Genomic DNA, 23,705 nt, shown 5'->3' on the forward strand with positions numbered 1-23,705 from the left:
GTCAGCTTCCTCCTCCGCAGCCACCGCCGCCGCAGCCGCTGCTCCCGCCGCAGCTCGACGATCCGCTTCCACAGCCCGAGCCGCCGTACGCTCCGCCGCCGCAGGAGCCCGATCCCACACCGTACGAGGTCCTGCCGGACCGCACGCGCGAGCTCTTCTGCCTGGCGAGCTCGGCACGCAGGCCGGAGTCGCGCACCTCACTCACACCGTAGAGCGCGAGCGGGACGGGCCCTCCCGAGCCCCGGCTCCTGGCCTGCCTGGCCGCGTCCAGGGCCTGCCTGCCGGACGGCGTCAGCTTCGCCCGCAGGCCGCCCCGATGGCCGGCGAGCACCACCTCCGCGCCGATCACCGTGCCGAGGAAGACCAGCGTGGCGAGCAGGGCGTGCAGGCTCGGGGTCAGGGCGAGGGTCAGCCCCTCGATCGCGAAGCCCGCGTACGCCGGCACGGACAGCACCCGCAGCCGCAGGCTCAGCCTTCGGACCTGGACGAACTCGCTGTCCGGCAGCAGCAGCCCCTCTGCCGTGAGGTGCTCCCCCATCCGCTGCATCGTGAGGCTCCGCATGACCTCGGCCCTGAGCGACGCCACCGGCAGGCCCGAGTGCTCGGCCACCCGGCCGAGCACGCTCTGCTCGATGGGCTTGTCCGCGAGCGTGCTGGTGGCGACTTTGTGCACCTGGCCGCCGCGTGAGACGCGGATGTCGCTCCGGGCGGCGAGGACGGCGATGGCGGTGTCGGCGACCCGTCGCGGCCCGCCGACCAGATAGGCCAGTTCGTAGTGATCGAGATCCCGGTAGCGCGTACCGGTGGCGCTGTCGCGGATCGCGATGTGCGCCCGTTGGATCGCCGAGGTGGTGACGGCGGCGTAAGCCGCGACGACCACCGAAACGATGAGCAGGAACAGGTCCATGTGCGGCCTCCCCTCGTGCGGCCGATCAGCCTGCGTGCCGGAAAGAGACACTTGTTCGCACGGTAGAGGCCGGGCCCGCGCCGGCGCCGGTTTTGCTCGTTTAGCTCCCGCTGGATCCGCCCCCGCAGCTCGACCCGCCGCCACAACTGGACCCTCCGCCACTCGAACCACCACAGCTCGACGAGCCGCCGCCGAAGTCGGAGCCGCCGTAGGAGTCGCCGAACGTCGTCCCGTCGCCTGCGTGCGAGCCGCAGGAGCCCGCGCAGTCCCCGTTCGGGTCGCCCGCCGACAGGCCGTCGCAGAGGGTCCGGTCGCCGAGGTCGGACAGCCCGTACAGGGCGACGGGGATGCCCACGGCGGTGACCAGCGTGCTGTGGTCGCGCACGCCCCTGCGGTGGTAGGCGCGGGCGGAGACCAGGACGTCGCGGCCCTCGCGGGTGACGACGTTGCGCAGCCGCCGCTTCTGCCGGTGCAGCGCGGACAGGCCGGTGAACACGGCGAAGGCGGAGATCAGGAACGCGCCGACGAGGTAGCTCTCCTTGCCCGCCACACCGGTCGCGGCCAGCACGAACAGCAGCACCAGGTATCCCACGGCGGCGGCCACGGCCAGCCGGACCCGGTCCAGGCGCTGCCAGGCCATGACGAACGCGTTCTCCCGCACTATCAGCCCGCGCGCTTCGAGCCCTCCGGCCAGCGACAGGAGCGCGGGATGCGGCTCCAGCGCCCGGCGCAGCTCGCCCGCCCGGCAGCCGCCAGGCCTGGCGGCCAGCGCGTCGAGCACGGCCTGCTCGATCGGCTCGGCCGAGGGCCGCGCCCCGTGCACCGGCGTGACCTGCGAGGTGCGCGACACACGGACGGCGCCGGCCGTCGCGAGGACGGCCAGCGCCGTGTTGACGGCCCGTCGCGGGCCGCCGGACAGATAGGCCAGCTCGTAGTGGGAGAGCTGGTGCCCCGTGCCGCTCGGCGTGGTCTCGCTGATCCGCCTGCGCACCCGCTCGACGCGCTGCTCAGCGGCGCTCACCAGGAAGAAGACTCCAAAGGCTGCGATGAGCAGGACGAGATCCAAGGCGGCCCTCCCGAGCGGCGGTACGGCGTCCGGCCAAGTTAGACGGCGGCGCCGTACCGCACAAGGGAGTTCCGCTCAGCCGAGGCGGTCGAGCAGCGCGTTGTACTCGTCCCACAGCTCCTTCGGCAGGTGGCTGCCGAACGTGTCGAAGTGGCCCGGGATCAGCGCGGCCTCCTCGCGCCAGACCTCACGGTCGACGGTCAGCAGCATGCGCAGGTCGTCGTCGGACAGGTCGAGGCCCTGGGTGTCGAGGTCGGCGGGCAGCAGGCCGATCGGCGTGGGCACGGCCTTGGCCTCGCCGTTGAGCCGGTCCACGATCCACTTGAGCACGCGGCTGTTCTCGCCGAAGCCGGGCCAGACGAACTTGCCCTCGTCGTTCTTCCTGAACCAGTTGACGTAGTAGATCCTGGGCAGCCGGGCGCCCTCGCGGCGGCCGATGTCCAGCCAGTGGCCGAAGTAGTCGCCCATGTTGTAGCCGCAGAACGGCAGCATGGCGAACGGGTCGTGGCGCAGCTCGCCGACCTTGCCCTCGGCGGCGGCGGTCTTCTCGGAGGCGACGTTGGCTCCGAGGAAGACGCCGTGCTGCCAGCTCAGCGACTCTGTGACCAGAGGCACGGCGGTGGCGCGGCGACCGCCGAACAAGATCGCTGAGATGGGCACGCCCTTGGGGTCCTGCCATTCGGGTGCGATGGTCGGGCACTGCGCGGCTGGCGTGGTGAAGCGCGCGTTCGGGTGGGCGGCGGGCTCGTCGCTGCCGGGCGTCCAGGAGCGGCCCTTCCAGTCGGTCAGGTGCGCCGGTGGCTCCTCGGTGAGGCCCTCCCACCACACGTCGCCGTCGTCGGTGAGCGCGACGTTGGTGAAGATGCTGTTGCCCCACAGCGTCTTGATCGCGTTGGCGTTGGTGACCTGGCCGGTGCCGGGGGCCACGCCGAAGAAGCCGGCCTCCGGGTTGATCGCGTAGAGGCGGCCGTCCTCGCCGAACCGCATCCAGGCGATGTCGTCGCCGATCGTCTCGACCTTCCAGCCCGGGATCGTGGGCTTGAGCATGGCGAGGTTGGTCTTGCCGCACGCGCTGGGGAAGGCGGCGGCGATGTAGCGGGTCTCGCCGGAGGGCGGCGTGAGCTTGAGAATCAGCATGTGCTCGGCCAGCCAGCCCTCGTCGCGGGCCATCACGCTGGCGATGCGCAGCGCGTAGCACTTCTTGCCGAGCAGCGCGTTGCCGCCGTAGCCGGAGCCGTAGGACCAGATCTCGCGGGTCTCGGGGAAGTGGCTGATGTACTTGGTGGAGCTGCACGGCCACGGCACGTCCGCCTGGCCGGGCTCCAGCGGGGCGCCGACGGAGTGGACCGCCTTGACGAAGTCGCCCCTTTGCTCGATCAGCCGCAGCGCCCGCTCTCCCATGCGCGTCATCACGCGCATGGAGACGGCGACGTACGGCGAGTCGGTGATCTCCACCCCGAGCTGGGAGATCTCGCCGCCCAGCGGCCCCATGCAGAACGGCACCACGTACATGGTGCGACCGCGCATGCAGCCCTTGAACAGCTCGCCGAACGTCTGGCGCATCTCGCCGGGCGCGATCCAGTTGTTGGTGGGCCCGGCGTCCTCGCGGCGCTCGGAGCAGATGAAGGTGCGGTCCTCGACCCGGGCCACGTCGGTGGGGTCGGACTTGGCGTAGAAGCTGTTGGGCCGGGCAGCCAGCCGGGTGAGAGTGCCCTGCTCCACGAGGAGGTTGGTCAGCCGAGTCCACTCCTCCTCCGACCCGTCGCACCATTCGACACGGTCCGGCTGGGTGAGGGCTGCGATCTCGTTCACCCACGCGGCCAATTCACGATTGCTGGTGGGCGCTTCTACTTCCACGGAAACGGACACGACTTGACTCCTCCACTCTCTCAGGGCCCAGTCATCATTAACGACGAAGCACCCCGAAAGCCAATTGGCGTAGACCTATTGACTGGGTGTGTCGCCGCAGGCAGCGGCCCTGACGATTGGGGGAGCCTACCCAGGCCGAGAGGATTTAAAAGAGGAATTTCTCACCCCTCCGGAGGCCAGTGGTTTAGTCCAATTACGCTGGTCTAAACCAATTCCCGAAGTGGTTTAGTCCTTTCCCGGAGCCGTTTCCGCTGGCCGCTCTCAGGTATTGACGTCCGGCCCCGCGGAGCGAACGCGGTCGACGTGCCGCAAGGCGTCGCGCAACTCCCCCAGCCATTCGTCGGTGTTCTTGCCGACCAGGCGCACGCACCAGGCGAGCGCGTCGCTGCGGCTCCTGGCCACGCCGGCGGCCACGAGCGTGTCGAGCACCTGGCGCTCCGCCTGGCGCAGGCGCGTCATCACCGGCACGGACAGTGTGGTGAACATCACAGTCTCGCCGCCGCACACCACGCCCCACGACACCTTCTGCCGGAACCGGTGCTCGGCCTCCCTGGCGATCTCGATCCGCCGCTCGCGGGTCTCCTCCCTGAACCGCCGGGCCAGGCCCTCGATCAGCGCCTGCCGCTCGGCCTCGGGCGTGTCGGCGGGCGGGTCGGGCAGCGTGCCGAGGACCGCGATCTCCTCGCGGTCCCTGAAGATCTCGGGCGCGCCGGTGAACCATCCCTCGGGCAGCCGCCCGGTGAACCAGCCGCGTACCTGCGCGGTCTCGTCGTCTGTTGCCATGTAATCAACATTACATTCTTGCGCCCGAAAAGCACGTGCAGGCAGAAGGACCTGTCGGTCTGGAGAGGGTCAGCGAACCTTGGCCGCCGCGATGGGGCTCACCCGGACGACGCCCGCCAGGTTCCTGGTGCTCACCGGGGCGATCTTCACCACGTCACCGGTGCGCGGCGCGTGCAGCATCTTCCCGTTGCCCCAGTAGATCGCCACGTGCGAGATGTAGTCGGGGTTCGTCGGATCGTTGCGCCAGAAGAGCAGGTCACCCGGCTGCGCCTGCGAGTACGGCACCTGCGGCCCCGTCACCCACTGCTGGTGCGTCACCCGCGGCATCCGCACTCCCGCCTGCCCGTAGGCCCACTGGACGAGGCCGGAGCAGTCGAAGGTCTCGGGGCCTTCCGCGCCCCACACGTACGGGCGGCCCAGCTTGGAGACGGCCGCCTTGAGCGCGACCGTGAGCTGGTCGCCGGTCATGAACGAGCCCGCCGGCCAGTTCTGCTGGGTCACCTTCTGCTGCGGTTGCGGCAGCACCGGGTTGACCATCGCCACCTGGGTGCCCTTGCCCAGCGCCTTGATGATCTTCTTGCGCAGCTTGTCGGAGTTGGCCTTCGGGGCGCTGACGATGAGCGCGTTGTCGTGGGGCAGCCCCAGCGAGCGGCCGGTCTGCTTGGACACGACGGCGTCCACGGCGCCGAAGCCGGTGGTGGCGTACGCGCCGATGCGCAGTTGCCCGGCCGAGCCCGCCGACACCCGGCTGTGCAGCGCCAGGCCGCCGTCACTGCCGAGCACGAACGAGACCGCCACGTCGCCGGCCGCGACGTTCTGCCACAGCGCGTCGGACGAGGCGGTCACCTTGGGGGTGTACGAGCGGAACGTCGAGGGGTTGACGGCCAGCGTCTGCACGCGCTTGCCGTCGAGCGTGACCGAGGCAGCGTCGGCCAGCTCCAGCGCCCGCACGCCGGACAGCTTGGCGACCTTCTGCAGCATCTCGTTCGTGAACGGCGTGCGCGTGAGCACGAACAGGTTGGGCTTGTGCAGCTTGCTCAGCGGCGCCACCGGCTGCGTGGTCGCGGCCGGTCCGGCGGACGGCTGCTGGAGGGGCCGCTTCTGCGCCAGGGGTGTCTGCCGGGGGGTGGCCCGCACGACCTCGGCGGGCCCGAGAGTGGCCTCCGGCTGCGTCAGTAACAGCACATCGGCGGTCAGCACCGCTACCAGAGTCACGACGATGAACGGCACCAGTTTGTAGGTATTACGCCGTTTACGGGTCTTGACTAAGAAACTGAGGTCTTGCCGGATTCCGGACCCATGCGAAAACTCCGCCGGGCCGACGTGGGCCCGGCGGTCGTGGTCCAGGGGGGTCAGTTGCCGATGTACGGCACAGCCTCAAGGATCTCGACGGTGTTCTGCCGTCCGTTGGGCATGGAGTAGGTGGCCTTCTCTCCGATCTTCTTCCCGTTGATCGCCGCCCCGAGCGGGGACTTGGGCGAGTAGACGTCGATCGGCGCTCCGCTCTCCTCGCGGGAGGCGAGCAGGAAGGTGACCTCGTCGTCGTCACCGACGAACCGGATGGTCACGGTCATGCCGGGGCCCACCACGCCCTCGGCCTTGGGGGCCTCTCCCACCTGGGCGTTGTCGAGAATCTGCCGGAGGTGGAAGATCCGGGCCTCCATCTTGCCCTGCTCGTCCTTGGCGGCGTGGTATCCGCCGTTCTCGCGCAGGTCGCCCTCTTCACGGGCGGCCTCGATCTTCTTGGCGATGTCGACGCGCCCGGGGCCAGAGAGATACTCGTACTCCGCCTTCAGGCGGTCGTACGCCTCCTGCGTCAGCCATGTGACGTTCTCATCGCGAGAGTCGGCCACGGGTTCTCCTTGCTTGCCTAGGGGGCCCTGAGATCACTTGAGGTTGCGTACGGTTGAATTGCGAAAGGCTAACAAGTTAACCGCTCGAACGCTTCCCCAAATGTCTCACTATACGAGATTGCAGTACTGGATGTGGACGGAAGTCGCCTGGCCACTCGTGTCCAGGCTTTCCTTGAGCTGCTTACTACCCCCACCAGGCGGGATTCTTACTTCCTTGCTGCCCACTTCCGCATGATTGACGTCCAGAGCCCTGATCCGGCAGACGGCCACCCTATCGTCTGGCTTGTATACCTCGAAAGTGATCTCGGCCCGCGTGGGGCTGTTGACCTTGAACGTCACGACCTGCGCCGGCGCCTCCGAACCTCCGGCCGTCATCGACCACATCACGTAGCCCCAGCCACCTGCGATGATGGCCACGAGCACGCCGATCACCACGTGGACGACCAGCCGGCCACCTCGTCTGGGTCGGTCTGGAAAGTCGTCGGGCGTGCCGAGAACGGGCCCGTTCCCGGCATCTCTGGTGACCATGGCGGAATCTCCCTGCACTCCCTCAGCGTTATCCGAGACAATTGTCGCCCGCGGGGGGTGTGCCCTCGCGACCGCCCAGCAGAAACTAACCTCTCTGGGCGACTGACTGGTCCCGACTGAGGAGCATCGAGCCCGTGAGTGCACCGCTGAGGCTGATGGCCGTCCACGCCCACCCCGACGACGAGTCGAGCAAGGGCGCCGCCACGATGGCGCGTTACGTGCGCGAAGGCGTGGAAGTGCTGGTTTGTACCCTCACGGGCGGTGAGCGCGGTTCCGTGCTCAACCCCAAGATGGACCGGCCTGAGATCGTCGCCAACATCGCGGAGGTCCGCAGGGCCGAGATGGACAGGGCGCGCGAGATCCTCGGCGTCGAGCAGCGTTTCATGGGCTTCGTGGACTCCGGGCTGCCGGAGAACGAGGACGAGCAGTTGCCCGAGGGCTGCTTCGGCCTGCAGAAGCTGGAGGACGCCTCGGCGCCGCTGGTGGCCGCCGTCCGCGAGTTCAGGCCGCATGTGATCATCACCTATGACGACGACGGCGGCTACCCGCACCCCGACCACATCATGACCAACAAGGTCTCGGTGGAGGCGTTCGAGGCGGCCGGCGACCCCGACCGCTACCCGGGCACCGGCGACCCGTGGCAGCCGCTCAAGCTCTACTACCAGATGGGCTTCACCAAGGAGCGCTTCGAGGCGCTGCACGAGGCGATGACCGAGCGCGGCCTCGGCTCCCCGTACGCCGACTGGATCTCCCGCTGGGAGGACCGCCCCGCCAAGTGGCCGGTCACCACGCGCGTGCCGTGCGGCGACTACTTCGAGATCCGCGACGAGGCGCTCAAGGCGCACGCCACCCAGGTCGACCCCGACAGCTGGTGGTTCGTCTGCCCGCGCGAGCTGCAGCAGGAGATCTGGCCGACCGAGGACTACCACCTGGCGCGCTCGCTGGTCGACACCGAGCTGCCCGAGGACGACCTGTTCGCCGGCATCCACGCCGACGAGGTCGAGCCCGCCTGCCACTGACCGGCTGACCAGTGGCGGGACCACGGCCCCCCGATGGCAGACTGGAGGGGTGATGATTCTAGCAGCAGGTGAAGTGAGCCCGGGGCTGCTCGGGTTCGTCGTCGTGGCCCTGATCGGGCTCGCCCTGTACATCCTGATCAAGTCGATGAACAAGCAGATCTCGAAGATTCAGGTGCCGCGCGAGGGCGAGGCCGAGGGCGAGACCCGCGACGACGAGAAGGCCAAGAAGTAGATGGCCGTCGAGATCGTCGACAACACGACGGAAAGCCGGTTCGAGATCCTCGTGGACGGCAAGGTCGCCGGGTTCGCCGACTACCTGCTGCTGCCCACGAAGATCGTCTTTACGCATACCGAGGTGCTGCCCGCCTACGAGGGGCAGGGGCTGGCGGGCAAGCTGGTCGCGCACGCCCTCCAGGCGAGCGCCGACACCGGCCTGCGCGTGGTGCCGCGCTGCCCGTACGTCGCCAAGTACATCCAGCGCCACCCGGAGTTCCAGAACCTGGTCGACTGACGGGTCACTCGGGGGCTGGCGACCAGGCCCGTTCGAGCGCCTTGGGCAGCCCCCACCAGCCCAGCGGCGTGAGCACCTCGTCCTCGTTCACCACGCCCAGCTCCCGCCACAGGCTCACCACCGACTCGAACAGCCCCTCCGTCGCGTCCAGGTCGTCGTCGTCCTGATCGTCGATGTCGATGTCCTCCGACTCGGCGATGAGCCGCGCCATCCGCTCGGGCGAGGCCAGCACCCCCGGCCCCAGCCGCACCAGCGCCGCCACCCCGGCCAGCCAGTCGGCGTGCTGGATCGCGCAGAGGTTGGCCAGCGCCGTGTCCTCGTCGCTCAGGTCCCCGTCGAGGTCGGCGAACTCCTCCAGCACGTCCTCACCGTCGGACAGGTCCGCGATCGGCCCGGCCACCCCCGCCGCCACCGCCAGCCACAGCTCCGTGTCGTCGTCAGGCAGCGGCCTGTCGCCGAACCCGGCGCAGGCCCGCAGCACGTTGGCGGGATAGCCGGGCAGGGCGAGCAGCGCGCGCAGCCGCGCCGCGGCCGCGTCCAGCTCCGCGACGGGCATTTCGGGCTGCTTGGGCAGCTCCGCCATGATCCGCCGCAGCTCCGACAGCGCGAACGCCTCCTCCTCGTCCCACGCCGCGAACAGCTCTTCGTCCTGCTCGTCGCTGACCGCGAACCCGGGCACCCGCCCGTCCGGCAGCGGCGTGCCCAGCCAGCGCTCCTGCAGCTCCTCGTAAGCCGTGCGGGCGTCGGAGTCACCGGCGGCCAGCGCGTCGGGATCGACCTCGCCGCCCGCCACCCGCTCCTCCAGGTACGCCACGAGCCGCGCGAACATCTCCGTGGCCACGGGCCCGCGCTCGTCCTCCTCCGGCCAGACGAAGTAGCTGGGCGTCATCAGGATCGGCTCCGTGCCCGTGGACTCCACCCACCGCTGCACGTCACCCACCGTGGCCACACCCGCCTCGATCGAGCTCAGCGTCGCCTTGGCGGAGTCCCAGAACGCGAGCGAGAGCGGGTTGCCCGCCGCCATCATGGCCCGCCGCAGGTCGGGCAGCGCCACGAGCGCCACGCCCGACGGCACGGCGAGCAGGGCCCGTGCCACGTCCCTCCGGGTGAGAGCCGATGCCGGACGACCGGCCTGGGCGCAGACGAAGTCCATATCCACGCCCGTAACCTACGCCGTAACGGCCCGTCCAGTCATCGCCGCGCTCATGACCGCCAGCCCCGGCTGCCGGGACGGCCTGCCGCCGCCGTCTAGGGTGGGCGGTGGAGGTCCTGATGAACCGCTTGAAAGACGCGACGAGCCCCTACCTGCTCCAGCACGCGGACAACCCCGTCGACTGGCACCCGTGGGGCGAGGAGGCCTTCGCGGAGGCGCGCCGCCGTGACGTGCCGCTGCTGATCAGCGTGGGCTACTCGGCGTGCCACTGGTGCCACGTCATGGCCCACGAGAGCTTCGAGGACGCCGAGACGGCGCGCCTGATGAACGAGCACTTCGTCAACATCAAGGTCGACCGCGAGGAGCGGCCCGACGTGGACGCCGTCTACATGGGCGCCACGCAGGCCATGACCCACCAGGGCGGCTGGCCGATGACGGTGTTCGCGACGCCGGAGGGCCACCCGTTCTACTGCGGCACCTACTTCCCGCGCCCCAACTTCCAGCGCCTGCTCACCGAGGTCCACAACGTGTGGACGGGCGACAGGGAGTCGGTGCTGAAGCAGGGCGCGAAGGTGGTGGAGGCGCTCAACACGCACACCACGCTGCCCAGCGGCCCGCTGCCGGGCGAGGAGACGCTGCTGGAGGCCGCGCGCAACCTGCGGGAGTCGTTCGACGCGGCGAACGGCGGGTTCGGCGGGGCGCCCAAGTTCCCGCCGTCGATGGTGCTGGAGTTCCTGCTGCGTTCCGGCGAGCGCGAGATGAGCGGCAGGACGCTGGAGGCCATGGCCCGCGGCGGCATGTACGACCAGCTCGGCGGTGGCTTCGCGCGCTACAGCGTGGACGCGCGGTGGGTCGTGCCGCACTTCGAGAAGATGCTCTACGACAACGCCCTGCTGCTGCGCGTCTACACGCACTGGTGGAAGGCGGGCGGCGGCGAGCTTGCCCGGCGGGTGGCGCTGGAGACGGCCGGCTGGCTGCTGCGCGAGCTGCGCACGCCCGAGGGCGGCTTCGCCTCGGCGCTCGACGCCGACAGCGAGGGCGTGGAGGGCAAGTTCTACGTCTGGACGCCCGCGGAGCTGCGCGAGGTGCTCGGCGAGGACGACGGCCGGTGGGCCGCCGGGCTGTTCGAGGCGACCCCCGGGGGCACGTTCGAGCACGGCGCCTCCGTGCTGCAGCTCCTGCGCGACCCCGAGGACCCGGAGCGCTACGCGGACGTGCGGTCGCGGCTGCTGGCCGCCAGGGAGCACCGGGTGCGCCCCGGGCGCGACGACAAGGTCGTGGCCTCGTGGAACGGCCTGGCCATCGCCGCGCTGGCGGAGACCGGCGTCGTGTTCGAGCGCCCCGACCTGGTGACGGCGGCCACGCAGGCGGCCGAGCTGCTGGCCGGCACGCACCTGACCGACGGCAGGCTGCTGCGCACGTCCAGGGACGGCAGGGCGGGCGCCAACGCCGGCGTGCTGGAGGACTACGCCAACCTGGCCGAGGGCCTCATCTCCCTGTACGGCGTGACGGGCGTGGCGCGCTGGCTGCGGCTGGCGGGCTCGCTGCTCGACACCGTGCTCGACCGCTTCTCCGACGGGGCCGGCGGCTTCTACGACACCGCCGACGACGCCGAGCGGCTCTTCCAGCGCCCGCAGGACCCCACCGACAACGCCACCCCCTCCGGCCAGTACGCGGCCGCGGGCGCGCTGCTGTCGTACGGCGCCCTGACCGGCTCCACGCGCCACCGGGAGGCCGCGCACGCCGCGCTGGGCACCGTGTCGGTGCTGGCCGCCGGGCACGCCAGGTTCGCGGGGTGGGGGCTGGCCGTGGCGCGGGCGGCGCTGTCCGGGCCCGTGGAGGTGGCCGTCGTCGGGCCCGCCGACGATCCGCGCACCGCGGCGCTGCACCGGGAGGCGTTGCTCGCGGACGCGCCGGGGCTGGTGGTGGCGCTCGGCCGGGGTGACACCGGCGAGCGGGGCAGCGGTGATCCGCTGGTGCCGCGCGAGAGCGTCTTTCCTGCCCTGCTGGAGGGGCGCGGGCCGGTCGGTGAGGCGCCGGCCGCGTACGTGTGCAGGGGGTTCACCTGCCGGATGCCGGTGACCACGGTCGAGGAGCTGCGCGCCGAGCTGGCCTCCGGCTGAGGGCTCGGGGCTCAGCGGCCCGTCTGGCCCGTCTGGCCCGCCTGCTGCGTGCGGCCGTTCCTGCCGTCCTCATCCCCCGTCTCCTGCACCGACGGCTGGTCGGGGACCTCCGTGTCCGGCGGAGACGGCTGCTCGGGCTGCTCGTCGGGCCCGCCGTCCTCCGGCCCCTCCGTCTCGGGCGGGCCGGTGAACGGCGGCTGGCTGAGGTCGGGCTCGGGCTGGTCCCAGTCGTCCTGGCTGGGCGGCGGGCTGTACTGCCGGCCGGGCCCGTCGCTGTCACGCTCCGGCTCGGAGTAGTCGGACGACCAGCCGTACTCCGACGGCTCGGGGAACTCCTCGACGGGCTTGCCCTCCATCGCCTCGGTCATGAACGCCCGCCAGATCTGCGCGGGGAGCTGCCCGCCGAACTGCGTGCCGTAGCCGGGGATGGAGACGGTGGCGTTGTCGTCGCGGAACATGTCCACCGCCACCGCGAGCTGCGGCGTGAAGCCGTTGAACCAGACGGACCTGGAGTCGTCGGTGGTGCCCGTCTTGCCGGCCACGGGGCGGTCGTAGAGGCGGGCGGCGGTCCCGGTGCCGTACTTGACGACCTGCTGCATCGCGTAGATCGTGTCGGCGGCGGCCTGCTCGCCGACCACCTCGGTCCTGACGGCCTTGATCACCTCCTTGCGGCCTTCCGCGTCGGTGACCGACCTGACCACGTGCGCCTCCACGTGCACGCCCTTGTTGGCGAAGGTGGAGAAGCCGGAGGCGTTCTGGACGGCGCTGACGGAGGAGACGCCGAGCGGGAAGGAGGCGGCCTCCTTCTGCTTGTCGAGCTGGGCGGCGGGGATGCCGGCCGCCTCGGCGGTGGCGGCGACCTTGTCGAGGCCGACCTTCTGGCCGAGGTCGACGAAGGCGGTGTTGACGGAGTTCTGGGTGGCGCTGATCAGGTTGATCTGGCCGTAGGAGCGGTCGCCGTCGTTGGGGATGGCCTGGGACGCCGACGCCACGCGCAGCGGCGAGTTGCCGTCGACCCTGGTGGACAGGTCGAAGCCGTTGTTCAGCGCGGCGGCCAGCGTGTACGGCTTGAACGTCGATCCGGCCATCACCTTGGCCGAGAACGCGCTGTCGTAGTACTTGGACTGCGACGGCTTGCCCCCGTAGAAGGCGACGACCTCGCCCGTGGCGGGATCGACGGCGGCCAGGCCGGTGCGCACCTTCTTGGGCGTGCTGTCCGGCAGGGTGTCCTCCACCGCCCGCTGGGCGGCCTGCATGAGCTTCTTGTCGAACGTCGTGACGATCTTGAGGCCGCCGCTGTTGATGTCCTCGTCGGTGTAGCCGCGCCGGTTCAGCTCGGCGGTGACCTGCTCCAGCATGTACTGGGCCTGGCCCTTGAGCTCGAACGGCTTCTTCGGCGTCTCCAGCGAGGGGAACTGCTGGGCGGCCACCTGCTCGGTCGTCAGCACGCCGGTCTGGGCCATGGCGGTGATGATGGACTGCCAGCGCTCCCTGGCCGCGGCGAGGTCGGTGCCCTTGGGGTCGGCGAAGCGGCTGGGCTGCTGGATGACCGCCGCCAGGTACGCGCCCTCGGACACGCTCAGGTCCTCGACGTCCTTGCCGAAGTAGGCGCGGGCGGCCGACTGGATGCCGTTGGCGCCGCGGCCGAAGTAGATCGTGTTCAGGTACTGCTCCAGCACCCAGTCCTTGGACTTGGACTGGTCGACCTTCATCGCGATGAGGATCTCTTTGAACTTCCTGGTGACGGAGCGTTCCTGGCTCAGCCCGCTGTAGTAGTTGCGGACGAGCTGCTGGGTGATGGTGGAGCCGCCCTGGAGCTGCTGCCCGGTGAGGGTGGACCAGACGGCGCGCCCGGTGCCCTTCAGCGAGACGCCGGCGTCCTCGTAGAACGAGCGGTTCTCGGCGGCGATGACGGCGTCGCGTACGTGCTTGGGCACCCTGGCCAGCTCGACCTTCCTGCGGTCGATGCCCTGCCGGGCGAGCACGCTTTTACCGTCGCGATAATAGATCACCGAGCCCTGCGCGGTGGCCTGCTTCTGTGTCGTATCCGGAATGGGAGTCAAAGCCCAGGCAATGGCGAAAAGCCCGGCCAGTACGACGATTCCCGTGCCGATTGAAACCAGGAGCACCCGGAGAATCCGCCGTCGCTTCCGCATTCCGTTACCACCGCCGCTCCGCACCCTCGACCCCCCTCGTCAAGCCTCGCCCAACCCCCGCAAGCTGGGCGAATGGTAAGGGTAAACGATCGACAATAGTGCCTCGTCCACTCTGCGATGGTACGTCTAACGCGACTCCCGGCGCGGAACATCGGCGACCAAAGGCAACACTCGGTAGGGAACCGGCGTGTCGAGCGCGATGATCGAATTTGTCCGGAGTACGCCCTGAACATCGACGATCCGGTCGATCACCCGCTGCAAATCGGCGTTCGTTCTGGCGACCACGCGGCACAAAAGATCACTGTCACCGGTGATCGTGTGCACTTCCAGCACCTCGGGAATGCGGGCCAGGCTGTCGGCCACCGGGTCGTGCCCGGCCACCTGCCTGATCTCCATGCTGACGAACGCGGTCACGTCGTAGCCGAGCGCGGCCGGCGACACGTCGGGCCCGAAGCCCGTGATCACCCCCCTGTCCACGAGCCGGTCGAGCCGGGCCTGGACCGTGCCGCGTGCCACGCCGAGCCGCCGTGAGCACTCCAGCACGCCCAGCCGGGGCTCGGCGGTCAGCAGGGCGATCAGCCGGGAGTCGAGCTCGTCGATCGTCATGCTGTACAGAGATACCCGAGTGGCCAGCAGAAGAGTAGGCAGATTGTGCACTCAATGAAGTAACTGTTGCGCAACTCGTCCAGGTAAATCGACAGTTGAGGGTATGAGTGATGTCTTTCCGGTCAACGGCATGGACGCCGTGGTGTTCGCCGTGGGCAACGCCAGGCAGGCGGCCCACTACTACTCGACCGCGTTCGGGATGCGGCTCGTGGCCTACAGGGGCCCGGAGAACGGCAGCCCCGACCTGGCCGCGTACGTGCTGACCTCGGGCAGCGCCACCTTCGAGCTGCGGGCCTCGATCAGGCCCGGCACGGACCTGGCGCGGCACGTGGCGGAGCACGGTGACGGGGTCATCGACCTGGCCATCGAGGTGCCCGACGTGGAGGCCGGCTACGCCTACGCCGTCGCCCACGGGGCCAGGGGGCTGGCGGAGCCGTACACGGTGGAGGACGAGCACGGCAAGGTGGTGCTCGCGGCCATCGCCACGTACGGCGAGACCCGGCACACCCTGGTCGACAGATCCAACTACGGCGGCCCCTACCTGCCCGGCTACACGGCGGCCGAGCCGCTGGTCGCGCCGCCGGCGACGAAGCACGGGCGGCTCTTCCAGGCCGTGGACCACTGCGTCGGCAACGTCGAGCTGGGCAAGATGGACGAGTGGGTGGAGTTCTACCGCGAGGTGATGGGCTTCACGAACATGGCCGAGTTCATCGGCGACGACATCGCCACCGAGTACTCCGCGCTCATGTCGAAGGTCGTGGCCGACGGCACGCGCAAGGTCAAGTTCCCGCTCAACGAGCCGGCCGTCAGCCGCAAGAAGTCGCAGATCGACGAGTACCTGGAGTTCTACCGCGGCCCCGGCGTGCAGCACATCGCGCTGGCCACCAACGACATCCTGACCACGGTGGACCACATGCGGGCCGCCGGGGTGAGCTTCCTCCAGACGCCCGACTCGTACTACGACGACCCCGAGTTGCGCGCGCGCATCGGGCAGGTGCGGGCCCCCATCGAGGAGCTGAAGAGGCGCGGCATCCTCGTGGACCGCGACGAGGACGGCTACCTGCTGCAGATCTTCACCCAGCCCGTGCAGGACCGGCCCACGGTCTTCTTCGAGCTGATCGAGCGGCACGGCTCGCTCGGGTTCGGCAAGGGCAACTTCAAGGCGCTGTTCGAGGCGATCGAGCGGGAGCAGGAACGCAGGGGCAACCTTTAGTTTGTCCCGACTTAGTGGTGGTCATCCAGACATCATGGGACTGCCGCCACCGGGGTTGGCGGGACGCTGGCGGCGGTTGTTCGCCGGCGTCCTCGACTGGCTCATCATCAACGTCGCCACCGCCCCGTTCAACTGGACGGGCTTCGAGTACGCCTGGAACGAGAGCAGGGGCGGCTGGGAGCGCTATCCCGTCGAGCACACCTTCCTCGCCGGCCTGGTGGCGTTTCTCTACTTCTGGCTGCTGCACGCCTTCTGGAATGGTCAGACTCTGGGCAAGAAGCTGTTCGGTCTCCGTGTCGTGTCCGAATACGGCGGGAGGATAGGGGTGGGGCAGGCAGCCGTCAGGCAGGCCGTCTTCACCGTGCTCGGATGGCTGTGCTGTGTCGGCCCCCTGGTGGATCTCGGCTGGATCCTCTTCGACCCCCGCAAACAGGCCGTACACGACAAGGCTGCCAGGACGGTCGTCGTCAACGCCTGACTCAGCGTAATATTGCGGTCACGAAGTGAAGGGGGCTCGTACGCTCATGCGTGTCAACAGGCGCGGGGTGGCCATGCTCGCGACGCTCATCAGCGTGCTGGCCTGCTCACCCGCCGACGAGCCGACCCCTCCCGCCGCCGGGCAGAGCGCCGCCGACCGCCGCGCGGGCGCTCCAGGCATCGGCGACCCCGACTTCCCGCGCGACGGCAACGGCGGCTACGACGTCTCCCACTACGACCTGGTGGTCGACTACACGCCCGCCACCAAGCGGCTCGACGGCGTGGCCACGATCAGCGCGTCCGCCACCCAGGAGCTGTCCAGCTTCAACCTCGACCTCACCGGGCTCGACGTGCGCGAGGTGGCCGTGAACGACGCGCCCGCCACGTTCACCAGGAAAGGCGAAGAGCTGACCGTGCGGCCCGCGCGGGCGATCGCCGACGAGGCCCCCTTCACCGTCAAGGTCACCTACACCGGGCAGCCCAAGCCGGCCAGCGACAACGCCAACCTGGGCACCTACGGCTTCATCCCCACCCCCGACGGCGCCTTCGTGGCCTCCGAGCCCAACGGCTCCAAGACCTGGTTCCCCGGCAACGACCACCCCGCCGACAAGGCCACGTTCGACTTCACGATCACCGTGCCCGCCGGGGTGACCGCCCTGGCCAACGGCGAGATGACCGGGCAGCCCACCACCTCGGGCGGAAAGACCACCTACCGCTGGCGCGAGCGCCACCCCATGGCCACCTACCTGGCCACGGCCACGCTCGGCAAATTCGACCTGCGCCAGGGCAGCACCGCCGCCGGCATCCCGAACCTGGCCGCCGCCGACCCACGCTTCAAGAGCTCGCTCGACTCGCTCCACACCCTGTCCGGGCAGATCACCGACTACTGGGCGACGGTGTTCGGCCCCTACCCGTTCTCCTCCACCGGCGGCGTCGTCGACGACTACTCCGCCGGCTACGCGCTGGAGAACCAGACCAAGCCGCTGTACGGCGGCTTCCAGCCCGACGAGACGATCATCGCGCACGAGCTGGCGCACCAGTGGTTCGGCAACAGCCTGACCATCAGGCGCTGGAAGGACCTCTGGCTGAACGAGGGCTTCGCCACCTACGCGGAGTGGCTGTGGGCCGAGCACAAGGGCACCAAGACCGCCGAGGCCACGTTCAAGGAGCTGCAGAGCCGGCCCGCCACCGATCCGATGTGGAAGTACCCCCCGGGCCGCGCCAGGCCCGACGACCTGTTCAACCAGTCCGTCTACACGCGCGGCGGCATGACCCTGCACGCCCTGCGCAGGGCCATCGGCGACCCGGCGTTCTTCACCCTGCTCAAGACGTGGACCGCCGAGCACCGCTACGGTCACGTGACGACCGGGCAGTTCGTCGCGCTCGCCGAGCGGCTGTCCGGCAAGAACCTCGACGCGCTCTTCGACGCCTGGCTCCTCCAGCCGCGCAAGCCTTCCTGACCCGCGCGGAAACGCTTCTCGTCGCCCGATCCAAGTACGGGATGTAAGGGCGAACGACGAAGGGAGCGAGGCCGGTGCGCCTCAACGAAGACCCTGTGGCCTTTGAGGCCTTCTATCGCCGCCATGTCGATGCCGTGCTGAAGTTCGTGGTCCGGCGGGTGAGCGACCCTCACCTCGCCGCCGACCTCACGGCGGACATCTTCCTGGCGGTTCTGGACTCGGCGGACACCTACCGGCCCGGGCGGGGCAGCGAGATCGCCTGGCTGTACGGCGTCGCGCGCAACGTCGTGTCGGCCCAGTACCGCAGGGCCGCGCGGGAGGCGCGGGCGACCGGCCGCCTGGCCGGACGCCGCCTGATGGACGACGACGACCTGGCTCGGATGGAGGAGCGGATCGACGCCGAGCGCCAGATGCGCAGCGCCCTGGAGGCCATGCTGGGCCTGCCGGAGGGCGAGCGCGCGGTGCTGGAGCTCGTGGCGATCGACCAGCTCACCGTCACCGAGGCGGCCACGGCGCTGGGCATCAGGCAGGTCACCGCGCGAGTCCGGCTGCACAGGGCCAGGCGTGCCCTCGAACACTTCACCTCGCCCTCGGCCGTGTATCTGGAAGGACAGGCATGAGCGACTTCGAAGATCGCCTTCTCGGTGCACTCAAGGAAGAGATCGCGACGAGGAAGGCGGAGGACACGATGACGACAGTGACACCGGCTCGCAGGCGCCGTTCCGCAGGACTGGCCGCCGCGGTGGCGGGGGTCGCGGCGGCCGCCACCGCCGTGGTGGTGGCGACGGGCGTGCTGGGCGGCCCGGCGTACGCGGTGACCAAGGGCGCCGACGGCGGGGTGGGCGTGCTGATCCACGCGTTCACCGACCCGGAGGGGCTGGAGGCGGAGCTGGCCGGGGCCGGGGTTCCCGCGGTGGTGGACTACCTGCCGCAGGGGCAGACCTGCCGGGCGCCGCGCGGGGCGCACGGAGACGGCGCCGGGCAGTTCGCGGGGAGCATCGGGCGTGAAGGGGACGGGATCGCCTTCCGCATCGAGAAGGGGCAGGTGCCGGCGGGCTCCACGCTGGTGCTGACCGTCTCCAAGAGTGCGGACGGTGACGACCAGCCGCCGTTCGCCACCTCGCTGGAGATCGTGCAGGGGGCTGTGGCGCCCTGTGAGCCGACCTCCATGCCTCTGCCGGGGCAGGGTGACACCTCGCAGCAGGAGGGTGAGGGCTTCGACACCGGTACGGAGCAGGGGCCGAGTCTGGACAGCAAGACCGGCTGACGTCCGCCCGGCGGCCCTGCCCGAGCAGGAGGGGCCGCCGGGCTTCCGCGTCAGTCGTCCTGAGCGGGCCAGTACGTGTCACCCGCCAGGTGCAGGGCGGCGGCGCCGACCAGGCCGGCCTCCTGGCCGAGGGCGGCGGGCAGGACCTTGACACGGCGGGCGAAACCCATCCTGGCGTGCTCGCGCAGGGCCTCCTCCAGGGGGCCGAACAGGGGCTCGCCCGCCTGGGACAGGCCGCCGCCCAGGGTGATGACGTCCAGGTCGCACAGGTGGGTGGCGGAGGCGAGCGCGATGCCCAGGGCCCGGCCGGCGCGGTGCATGGCCAGGGTCGCGACGGGGTCGCCCGCGCGGGCGTCCACCGCCAACTGGCGCGCTGTAACGGGCCGATCCTCCCGATAAGCGCCGCTCTCCGCCACATCACGCACGGCCGCCGCAGGCGCGCCCGCATCACGCACGGCCGCCGCAGGCGCGCCGGCATCACGCGCCACCGCATCAGGCACGCCCCCACCGGGCACGCTCGCGCCCGGCGCGCCCGCATCACGCACCGCCGTGCCTCCCGCCGCCCCGGCCGCGCCAGGCGTCCAGCCTTGGCGCAGCGCCCAGGCGACCACCGCGGGACCCCGGGCGACGGCCTCCAGGCACCCGTGCCCGCCACACCCGCACCGGGGCCCGCCCACGGGCTCGACCACGACGTGCCCGATGTGCCCCGCGTTCCCGGTACGCCCGTGATGCAGCCGCCCGCCGAGGATCAACCCCCCGCCGACCCCCGTGGACACCACCATCCCGAGCATGTCGTCACTCCCCTGCCCGGCCCCCGCCCAGTGCTCGGCCACGGCCAGGCAGACGGCGTCGTTGTGCAGCCGTACCGGCGACGACGGGAACAGCGCGGCCAGCCGGGCGCGCAGCGGGAAGCCCCGCCAGCCCGGGATGTTGAGCGGCGACACCTCCCCGTCAGGCCAGCTCAGCGGCCCGCCGCAGCCCATCCCCACCGCGTCGAAGCGGCCGGCGAGCGGCGTGAGGAGGCCGGCGAGCGTCCGCCACAGGGTCTCGGGGTCCGCGCCCTGCGGCGTGGCGGCGCGCCTGACGTCCGTCACCGTGCCGTCGCGGCCGACGAGGCCGGCCGCCATCTTGGTGCCGCCGACGTCGACGGCCAGGATCACGGGCCGCCGGAGGCGCTGGAGAAGACCAGCACGGACGCCGTGAACCCGTGCACGTGGTTGTGCCCCGCCACCGGCCCCACCTCCCCGGCCGCGAAGAAGCCGGCCACACCGATGGGCCCCAGCGTGTCGCGCAGGGCGACAGGGTCGTGGTCGGCCGTGCCGAACATCGCCGACCCCCGCCCGTTGCAGGAGAACAGCAGCGCACCGTCCACCTTGCCGAGCTCCTCGCGGTGGGCGTCGAGCAGGTCGTAAAGGTCCTCGTCGGCGGTGGCGGCGTCGCGCACCTGGAAGCGCACGGTCCTGCCGACCTCGACGATGTCGCCGATGGCCACGGCCTCGCGGTCGGGGTCGATGCCGATGACCCCCCTGATGAGGAAGTCGCCGCGTTCGTGGCGCTCTGCGTACTCGTCCATGGCCAGCCCGATCTGCAGCCCGGACGCGACCAGCTCGCGGTCGTCCTCGTCCAGCTCGCTGACGATGTCCTCCAGCCGGGCCAGCGCCGGTTGCCCGGCCAGCTCCAGCAGCAGGTTGTCCTCGGACGCGGTGACCACCATGCTCGGCCCGATCGGCCGGCAGCCCTGGCTGACCACGGTGCTGACCTTGACGGGCCCGCTCAGCAGCACGCCGATGGCGCCCTCGGTGTAGATCTCGCCGTCGGCGAACAACCGTACGGATCCCCGTCCCTGCAGCCCGTTGGCCAGCCCGCCGATCAGCGGCAGCTCGCCCAGCACGTCGACCGAGCGCTCCACGAACGCGTCCGTCGGAAAGCTGTACGGGTCGGCCAGCAGGATCGCCACGTGATCGTCGCCGCCGCGTTCCGGCAGCCCGACGACCACGAAGCGGTCCTCCGCCGCCAGCGTCTCCAACGCGAACGTGGTCAGCCGCGCCCCCTCCAGGGTCGCCGCCCACGCGCTCACGGCGGGCGTCAGCTCCACCCCTTGGCCGTCGCCGATCACCCCGGTGGCGCTGCAGCCGATCACGTGCGCCTCGGGCGCGAGTTTCATGGCTGCCTGCCCGGCCCTGGCGACGTCGTCGGGATCGTCGCCGCAGATGAAGAAGCAGACCAGGTCGGCCTGGCCGCTGAGCCTCGACAGTGCCTGGCCGACGGCGTGTTCTGCCGCCTCCACCAGGTCGGATCCCACGGCGAGGCCGTCGGCGAAGCGGCTCGTCATCAAGGCCACGGATCTCGCCTCCCTCGACATGTCCAAGTTCCCTAGGCCCGATTCTCCCCACTAAAGGGACAAGCACGCACACGAACCGTCACGCAATAGTCAAGATCCGAAATCTCCGCCAGATGCGAAAGTCTCTGCCACATTCCTCTCAGGGGACGTAGTCTCGATCCCGTGCATCAGCCACGTATTCTCCGCGAGTTGCGAGAGAGCGGCCACGTTCATCGCACCGTCAAGGCCGAGATCCGGGAGAACCTGCTGGCCAGGCTGCGCGCGAACGAGCCGCGCTTCCCCGGCATCATCGGCTTCGACGACTCCGTCCTGCCGCATCTGGAGCGGGCCCTGCTCGCCGGGCACGACCTGGTCCTTCTCGGCGAGCGCGGCCAGGGCAAGACCCGGCTCATCCGCACCGTCACCGGTCTGCTCGACGAATGGACGCCGGTGGTCGACGGCTGCGAGATCAACGACCACCCGTACGCTCCGGTCTGCACGCGCTGCCAGAAGCTGGCGCGCGAGCTGGGCGACGAGCTGCCTGTGGCGTGGAAGCACCGGGACGAGCGCTACGGCGAGAAGCTCGCCACGCCCGACACCTCCGTGGGCGACCTGATCGGTGACGTCGATCCCATCAAGATCGCCGAGGGGCGCACGCTGGGCGACCCCGAGACGGTCCACTACGGCCTGGTGCCGCGCACCAACCGGGGCGTCTTCTCCGTCAACGAGCTGCCCGACCTGGCCGAACGCATCCAGGTGTCGCTGCTCAACGTGCTGGAGGAGCGCGACATCCAGGTACGCGGCTACAACCTGCGGCTGCCTCTCGACATCCTGCTCATCGCCAGCGCCAACCCCGAGGACTACACCAACCGCGGCCGGATCATCACGCCGCTGAAGGACCGCTTCGGCGCCGAGATCCGCACCCACTACCCGCTGACCGTCGAGCACGAGCTCGCGCTCATCCGCCAGGAGTCCGTGCCGGACATCGGCGCCGACGTGCCCGAGCACCTGGTCGAGGTGATCGCCCGCTTCACCCGGCTGGTCCGCGAGTCGACCGCCGTGGACGCCCGTTCCGGCGTGTCGGCCCGCTTCGCCATCGCCGCGGCCGAGACCGCGGCCGCCTCGGCCGTGCGCCGGGCGGCGATCACCGCCGAGGAGCAGGCGGTCACGCGCGTGGTCGACCTGGCGTGCGTGGTGCACAGCCTGCGGGGCAAGGTGGAGTTCGAGGTCAGCGAGGAGGGCAGGGAGACCGAGATCCTGGCCCACCTGCTGCGCCGGGCCACGGCCGAGACGTTCAGGAGCCGGCTGGGCGGCATGGACCTGTCGGCGCTGACCGACAAGTTCGCCGAGGGCAACCAGGTGGAGTCCGGCGAGCTGGTGCCCGCCGGAGAGCTGCTGCACCGCATCGGCCCCGTTCCCGGGCTGGCCAAGGTGATGTCGCGGCTGGGCATGGGCGCGGGCGAGGAGTCGCCCGGCCACGCGGCGGCGGCCCTGGAGTTCGCGCTGGAGGGGCTTTACCTGATGCGGCGGCTGTCCAAGGAAGACCTTGACGGCGTAACCGTTTATCGCACGTGAACAAGTGGGCGGTCTCCCGCGTCATAGTGGTGAACTCATCACTTTGTTCGGGGGAGACCGTTCATGCGCCTGCTCGTCGCCTTCGCCACCGCCGCCGCCTCCGTTTCCCTGAGCGTTCCCGCTGAGGCCGCCACCGCCGTGTACGGCTTCGCCTGGTCCGACGGTAAGGGGCACCTGCGGATCGAGCCCAGGACCGCCAAGCGGGCGACCCGGACGACGTTCACGCTCAAGACCCTGCCCAAGGCCAAGGAACTGCGGCTCGACTACACCAAGGCCGCCTACGGGCGGGTCACGGTGGCGTGCGACCTGAAGGAGACCGAGGGCCGCGTCGCGGTGGACGCCAAGGGCCTGGGACGGACGAAGTGCAAGCCCGCCCACCTGGCCGAAACGCTGGGCCGGGGCCCGGTGGCCGTGCGCGTCGAGCACGCGGGCGGCAAGGCGACCAGGGTCAACGAGATCCTGGTCGGCGACTGGGGCACCCCGCGCACGGCCCGCGGCACGATCAAGCGCGTCAACGACACCACCGTGCTGTTCGCCACCGGCGGTAAGACGATCAAGCTCGGCTACACGTACACGACGGCCTTCCACCGCACGACGGCCAGGTGCGGCGACGGCTGGCTGACCGGCAGGCCGGTCAACGCCGACAGGAACGGCCTCGGCAAGAAGCAGTGCGTGTGGACGGACCTCACCAAGGCGCTCAAGGGCGTCCGCTACCCCGTCCTGGTCAAGGTCGACTACACCCCGGGCGTGAACTCGCTGAACGAGGTGTGGGAGGTCTTCGGCGACGCCTGAAACGGCCCGCTGGGGGGTTTCTCGGGT

23 protein-coding genes are annotated in these 23,705 nt (G+C 70.3%); 11 read left to right on the forward strand and 12 right to left on the reverse strand.

Annotated features, from left to right (window positions below; genetic code table 11):
* Position 1: 1 nt before the first annotated feature.
* The 7 genes from FXF51_RS25015 to FXF51_RS25045 all read right to left on the reverse strand — a co-directional run bounded on the left by FXF51_RS25015 (position 2) and on the right by FXF51_RS25045 (position 7,006).
* Positions 2–907 carry a TIGR04222 domain-containing membrane protein gene (locus tag FXF51_RS25015; RefSeq protein WP_148437095.1) on the reverse strand — a complete coding sequence of 302 codons (906 nt, stop codon included), beginning with the start codon at positions 905–907 and terminating at the stop codon, positions 2–4.
* Between the two features lie 100 nt (positions 908–1,007).
* Positions 1,008–1,973 carry a TIGR04222 domain-containing membrane protein gene (locus FXF51_RS25020; protein WP_148437096.1) on the reverse strand — a complete coding sequence of 322 codons (966 nt, stop codon included), beginning with the start codon at positions 1,971–1,973 and terminating at the stop codon, positions 1,008–1,010.
* A 75-nt stretch (positions 1,974–2,048) separates the two neighbouring features.
* A complete protein-coding gene (locus FXF51_RS25025; RefSeq protein ID WP_148437097.1) occupies positions 2,049–3,842 on the reverse strand; it encodes a phosphoenolpyruvate carboxykinase (GTP) in 1,794 nt (597 codons plus the stop codon).
* 261 nt (positions 3,843–4,103) lie between these two features.
* Positions 4,104–4,625, reverse strand: coding sequence for a hypothetical protein (locus FXF51_RS25030; protein ID WP_148437098.1), 522 nt, complete (start codon positions 4,623–4,625; stop codon positions 4,104–4,106).
* Between the two features lie 69 nt (positions 4,626–4,694).
* Positions 4,695–5,840 carry a C40 family peptidase gene (locus FXF51_RS25035; protein ID WP_262379815.1) on the reverse strand — a complete coding sequence of 382 codons (1,146 nt, stop codon included), beginning with the start codon at positions 5,838–5,840 and terminating at the stop codon, positions 4,695–4,697.
* 137 nt (positions 5,841–5,977) lie between these two features.
* On the reverse strand, positions 5,978–6,478 hold the full coding sequence (gene greA, locus FXF51_RS25040; RefSeq protein WP_148437100.1) for a transcription elongation factor GreA: 501 nt from the start codon (positions 6,476–6,478) through the stop codon (positions 5,978–5,980).
* A gap of 108 nt (positions 6,479–6,586) precedes the next feature.
* Positions 6,587–7,006 (reverse strand): DUF4307 domain-containing protein, encoded by a 420-nt coding sequence (locus FXF51_RS25045; RefSeq protein WP_148437101.1) that lies wholly within the window; start codon positions 7,004–7,006, stop codon positions 6,587–6,589.
* A gap of 134 nt (positions 7,007–7,140) precedes the next feature.
* On the opposite strand from FXF51_RS25045, the gene mca reads away from it, so the two are divergent.
* Genes mca through FXF51_RS25060 form a run of 3 tightly spaced genes read left to right on the forward strand, consistent with a single transcriptional unit; the run spans position 7,141 to position 8,536 of the window.
* Positions 7,141–8,025: a mycothiol conjugate amidase Mca gene (gene mca, locus FXF51_RS25050; RefSeq protein WP_148437102.1), complete on the forward strand. Its 885-nt coding sequence runs from the start codon at positions 7,141–7,143 to the stop codon at positions 8,023–8,025.
* Positions 8,026–8,077: 52 nt separating this feature from the next.
* Entirely contained in the window at positions 8,078–8,257 is a 180-nt protein-coding gene (locus tag FXF51_RS25055; RefSeq protein WP_148437103.1) for a hypothetical protein, read from the forward strand.
* Positions 8,258–8,536 (forward strand): GNAT family N-acetyltransferase, encoded by a 279-nt coding sequence (locus tag FXF51_RS25060; RefSeq protein WP_148437104.1) that lies wholly within the window; start codon positions 8,258–8,260, stop codon positions 8,534–8,536.
* Positions 8,537–8,540: 4 nt separating this feature from the next.
* On the opposite strand, the gene FXF51_RS25065 is transcribed toward FXF51_RS25060, so the two are convergent.
* Positions 8,541–9,632 carry a hypothetical protein gene (locus FXF51_RS25065; RefSeq protein WP_262379816.1) on the reverse strand — a complete coding sequence of 364 codons (1,092 nt, stop codon included), beginning with the start codon at positions 9,630–9,632 and terminating at the stop codon, positions 8,541–8,543.
* A 176-nt stretch (positions 9,633–9,808) separates the two neighbouring features.
* Here FXF51_RS25065 and FXF51_RS25070 point away from each other — a divergent pair, with 176 nt between their 5' ends.
* Positions 9,809–11,812: a thioredoxin domain-containing protein gene (locus FXF51_RS25070; RefSeq protein ID WP_222871446.1), complete on the forward strand. Its 2,004-nt coding sequence runs from the start codon at positions 9,809–9,811 to the stop codon at positions 11,810–11,812.
* 11 nt (positions 11,813–11,823) lie between these two features.
* Here the strand turns inward: FXF51_RS25070 and FXF51_RS25075 are convergent, their stop codons facing one another.
* Complete coding sequence (locus FXF51_RS25075; protein WP_262379817.1) at positions 11,824–13,797, reverse strand: transglycosylase domain-containing protein; 1,974 nt, start codon at positions 13,795–13,797, stop codon at positions 11,824–11,826.
* A 297-nt stretch (positions 13,798–14,094) separates the two neighbouring features.
* Positions 14,095–14,574, reverse strand: coding sequence for an Lrp/AsnC family transcriptional regulator (locus tag FXF51_RS25080; RefSeq protein WP_148437106.1), 480 nt, complete (start codon positions 14,572–14,574; stop codon positions 14,095–14,097).
* A gap of 103 nt (positions 14,575–14,677) precedes the next feature.
* Between FXF51_RS25080 and hppD the strand changes: the two genes are divergently transcribed.
* From hppD to FXF51_RS25105, 5 genes are all read left to right on the forward strand, one after another.
* Positions 14,678–15,787, forward strand: a complete 1,110-nt coding sequence (gene hppD / locus FXF51_RS25085) for a 4-hydroxyphenylpyruvate dioxygenase (RefSeq protein ID WP_148437107.1) — start codon at positions 14,678–14,680, stop codon at positions 15,785–15,787.
* A gap of 34 nt (positions 15,788–15,821) precedes the next feature.
* Positions 15,822–16,265, forward strand: a complete 444-nt coding sequence (locus tag FXF51_RS25090) for an RDD family protein (RefSeq protein WP_148437108.1) — start codon at positions 15,822–15,824, stop codon at positions 16,263–16,265.
* A 46-nt stretch (positions 16,266–16,311) separates the two neighbouring features.
* Entirely contained in the window at positions 16,312–17,724 is a 1,413-nt protein-coding gene (locus FXF51_RS25095; protein WP_148437109.1) for a M1 family metallopeptidase, read from the forward strand.
* Positions 17,725–17,798: 74 nt separating this feature from the next.
* Positions 17,799–18,344, forward strand: a complete 546-nt coding sequence (locus FXF51_RS25100) for an RNA polymerase sigma factor (RefSeq protein WP_148437110.1) — start codon at positions 17,799–17,801, stop codon at positions 18,342–18,344.
* Positions 18,341–18,991, forward strand: coding sequence for a hypothetical protein (locus FXF51_RS25105; protein ID WP_187414553.1), 651 nt, complete (start codon positions 18,341–18,343; stop codon positions 18,989–18,991). Before FXF51_RS25100 ends, FXF51_RS25105 begins: the two co-directional genes overlap by 4 nt.
* 50 nt (positions 18,992–19,041) lie before the next feature.
* Here the strand turns inward: FXF51_RS25105 and FXF51_RS25110 are convergent, their stop codons facing one another.
* Positions 19,042–20,151: an ROK family protein gene (locus FXF51_RS25110; protein ID WP_148437112.1), complete on the reverse strand. Its 1,110-nt coding sequence runs from the start codon at positions 20,149–20,151 to the stop codon at positions 19,042–19,044.
* The gene (locus FXF51_RS25115) at positions 20,148–21,323 is read right to left on the reverse strand and encodes an FIST N-terminal domain-containing protein (RefSeq protein ID WP_148437242.1); all 1,176 of its coding nucleotides are present in this window, start codon (positions 21,321–21,323) and stop codon (positions 20,148–20,150) included. The genes FXF51_RS25110 and FXF51_RS25115 overlap by 4 nt, the downstream gene beginning before the upstream one ends.
* A 171-nt stretch (positions 21,324–21,494) precedes the next feature.
* On the opposite strand from FXF51_RS25115, the gene FXF51_RS25120 reads away from it, so the two are divergent.
* Complete coding sequence (locus tag FXF51_RS25120) at positions 21,495–22,886, forward strand: sigma 54-interacting transcriptional regulator (protein WP_222871448.1); 1,392 nt, start codon at positions 21,495–21,497, stop codon at positions 22,884–22,886.
* A gap of 63 nt (positions 22,887–22,949) precedes the next feature.
* Positions 22,950–23,678 carry a hypothetical protein gene (locus tag FXF51_RS25125; protein ID WP_148437114.1) on the forward strand — a complete coding sequence of 243 codons (729 nt, stop codon included), beginning with the start codon at positions 22,950–22,952 and terminating at the stop codon, positions 23,676–23,678.
* Positions 23,679–23,705 lie beyond the last annotated feature (27 nt).

This window comes from Nonomuraea sp. PA05 (genome assembly GCF_008086045.1).
Classification (GTDB): domain Bacteria; phylum Actinomycetota; class Actinomycetes; order Streptosporangiales; family Streptosporangiaceae; genus Nonomuraea; species Nonomuraea monospora.

Coding starts and splice junctions, on each gene's coding strand:
- FXF51_RS25015 (WP_148437095.1), bottom strand. CDS start 907: ATGGACCTGTTCCTGCTCATCGTTTCGGTGGTCGTCGCGGCTTACGCC.
- FXF51_RS25030 (WP_148437098.1), bottom strand. CDS start 4,625: ATGGCAACAGACGACGAGACCGCGCAGGTACGCGGCTGGTTCACCGGG.
- FXF51_RS25045 (WP_148437101.1), bottom strand. CDS start 7,006: ATGGTCACCAGAGATGCCGGGAACGGGCCCGTTCTCGGCACGCCCGAC.
- FXF51_RS25055 (WP_148437103.1), top strand. CDS start 8,078: ATGATTCTAGCAGCAGGTGAAGTGAGCCCGGGGCTGCTCGGGTTCGTC.
- FXF51_RS25060 (WP_148437104.1), top strand. CDS start 8,258: ATGGCCGTCGAGATCGTCGACAACACGACGGAAAGCCGGTTCGAGATC.
- FXF51_RS25070 (WP_222871446.1), top strand. CDS start 9,809: ATGAACCGCTTGAAAGACGCGACGAGCCCCTACCTGCTCCAGCACGCG.
- FXF51_RS25080 (WP_148437106.1), bottom strand. CDS start 14,574: ATGACGATCGACGAGCTCGACTCCCGGCTGATCGCCCTGCTGACCGCC.
- hppD (WP_148437107.1), top strand. CDS start 14,678: ATGAGTGATGTCTTTCCGGTCAACGGCATGGACGCCGTGGTGTTCGCC.
- FXF51_RS25090 (WP_148437108.1), top strand. CDS start 15,822: ATGGGACTGCCGCCACCGGGGTTGGCGGGACGCTGGCGGCGGTTGTTC.
- FXF51_RS25095 (WP_148437109.1), top strand. CDS start 16,312: ATGCGTGTCAACAGGCGCGGGGTGGCCATGCTCGCGACGCTCATCAGC.
- FXF51_RS25105 (WP_187414553.1), top strand. CDS start 18,341: ATGAGCGACTTCGAAGATCGCCTTCTCGGTGCACTCAAGGAAGAGATC.
- FXF51_RS25115 (WP_148437242.1), bottom strand. CDS start 21,323: ATGACGAGCCGCTTCGCCGACGGCCTCGCCGTGGGATCCGACCTGGTG.
- FXF51_RS25125 (WP_148437114.1), top strand. CDS start 22,950: ATGCGCCTGCTCGTCGCCTTCGCCACCGCCGCCGCCTCCGTTTCCCTG.